This is a genomic window from Geodermatophilus obscurus, assembly GCF_900143215.1.
In the GTDB taxonomy this organism is placed as follows: domain Bacteria; phylum Actinomycetota; class Actinomycetes; order Mycobacteriales; family Geodermatophilaceae; genus Geodermatophilus; species Geodermatophilus obscurus_A.
The window spans coordinates 1-2,008 of record NZ_FRDM01000093.1 but is presented as its reverse complement, the minus strand read 5'-3'; the positions used below and the strand labels follow the sequence as shown (position 1 = coordinate 2,008).

At 76.2% G+C, this 2,008-nt stretch carries 2 protein-coding genes; both read right to left on the bottom strand.

Annotated elements, in window-relative coordinates:
• Positions 1 to 160: 160 nt before the first annotated feature.
• Positions 161 to 919 (bottom strand): neutral zinc metallopeptidase, encoded by a 759-nt coding sequence (locus tag BUB17_RS26450; RefSeq protein ID WP_072921574.1) that lies wholly within the window; start codon positions 917 to 919, stop codon positions 161 to 163.
• A 171-nt stretch (positions 920 to 1,090) separates the two neighbouring features.
• On the bottom strand, positions 1,091 to 1,855 hold the full coding sequence (locus BUB17_RS25100; RefSeq protein ID WP_072921572.1) for a class I SAM-dependent methyltransferase: 765 nt from the start codon (positions 1,853 to 1,855) through the stop codon (positions 1,091 to 1,093).
• Positions 1,856 to 2,008: the final 153 nt, after the last annotated feature.

Genomic DNA, 2,008 nt, shown 5'->3' with positions numbered 1-2,008 from the left:
GTGCTGCGCCCGGTGCTCGCCCTGCTGGAGGAGGACGACGCGGCCGAGCTCACCGCGGAGTACGCCGCGGCGCTGCGCGCTGCCTATCCGCGCCGACCGGACGGGACGACGCTGCTGCCCTTCCGGCGGGTGTTCGCCGTCGGGCACGCGGCCTGAGCGGTCAGCCCACCGAGTTCGGCAGGCAGGCGCGGACCCCGTCGGTGCCGCCCCGCTCGAAGGCGTCGATCCGCTCCTGGGCGCTGCCGTGGCTCTCGGTCTGCGGTCGGCCGGTCGCGTCGAGGTAGACGGTCCCCCAGGCGTTGTCGCTGGCGACGGCGGTCAGTGCCGCGGTGAACTCGTCCGCGTCGCCGGGCTCCAGCCTCAGCAGCCCTGCGTCGACAGCGCCCTGCAGCGCGGCCCCCGCCAGGCAGTCGGCCTGCAGCTCGTAGGCCTCGGACACCAGTGCCGGGTCGATGTGCGAGACGACGGAGTGGGCCCACTCGTGCGCGACGACCAGGTAGACGAAGGCGTCGCCCAGCTCCTGCGACAGCAGCATCAGGTCGACCTCGAAGGCGAGGACGTCCCCGATCGGGCAGTGGAAGGCGTTGCCCTCGCCGAGCAGCAGGTCGCCGCAGTACACCTGTTCGGCCGGGGCGTCGTAAAGCCCGGGTGCGCGAGCGGCCGGAGCCAGCCCGGGCGCGGTGTACGAGCCCGGGAAGTACTCGCCCCAGGAGCTGCGCCACCAGGTGTCGACGGCGTGCAGCGCGGTGGCGTAGTCGGCATCGAGGTCGTCGGTGGCGGCGCCGTCCGGACCGGTCACCAGGGCCGGCTGTGGTGCGGTGCCGGCCGGCCCCGGGATGGCGGCCGCCGCCGGGGTGCCGGCGCCGAGGAGCGCGGCGGCCACGAGTGCGGTCAGCAGTCGAGCTGCGCGCGTGGCCATGTCGGGCTCCCTCCGTCGGGGACGCGCAGGCTAGAGCGGTGGCCCGGAGGGCGCGCAAGGTGCGGCTCGACGCGGCTGGGCGGTTCCCGCTGGACGGGGGTGCGTTTCGTGACCGGCGGTGGCCGCGCCGGTCCGGTGGGTCGCTGACGGCCGGGCGGGCACGGGCCACCGTCAGGCGGGTGTCAGCCGGTAGGCGTCGGTCCGGTACGGCAGGTCGACCACGTCGCGGCCGCGGGTGTCGGGATGGGTGCCGAGCACCGCGCGCACCTCGCCCAGGAACGCCTCCCGCCGTGCGTCGTCCATGGTGGCGACGTAGCTGCGCGTGGCGATGCCGGCGACCACCTGCTCGGGGGACAGCCGTTGCACGATGCCGGCGCGGGAGTGCTCCACCCTGGCCCCCAGCGCGCGGGCGAAGGCGTCGACGACGCCCCGGTCGGCGTCGTGGCCGCGCGCCTCGTCGGCCAGCACCCGACCCAGAGCGGCCACCCAGGGGACCGCCTCGTCGCGGGTGTTCCACACCAGGCCGACCACGCCGCCGGGGCGCAGCACCCGCCGCAGCTGCGCCGCCGCGGGCTCCGGGTCGAACCAGTGCGCGGCCTGCCCCGCGACGACGGCGTCGACGCTGCCGTCGGGCAGCGGGACGGCCTCCGCGTCGCCGACGTGTGCGGTCACCTGCGGGTACCGGGCGCGCAGCTCGGCCAGCATCTCCCCGGCCGGGTCGACGGCGACGACCTCGTGCCCGGCCGTCAGCAGGACGCCGGTCAGCAGGCCGGTGCCGGCGCCCAGGTCGAGCACGCGCCGCGGCGACGTGCCCACCAGGAAGGCCACGGCGTCGGCCGGGTAGTCCGGCCGGTGTGCCGCGTAGCCGGCCGCGACGGAGCCGAACGACGTCCGCCGCTGCCGCCAGGTGTCCGGGTCGGGCCCGCCGGCCGGCACGGGGACGTCAGCTCGCGGGGACGGCGTCGCTGCCCGCCGTCGCCTTCGTGACCTTCCCGGCCGTCGTCTGCCCCGCCGTGGTCGCCTTCTTGGCCGCCGTCTTCTTGGCGGTCGTCTTCTTGGCGGTCGTCTTCTTGGCGGCGGCCTTCTTCT

Excerpts from the sequence above, each read along its gene's own strand:
- BUB17_RS26450 (WP_072921574.1), bottom strand. The coding sequence starts at position 919 with ATGGCCACGCGCGCAGCTCGACTGCTGACCGCACTCGTGGCCGCCGCG.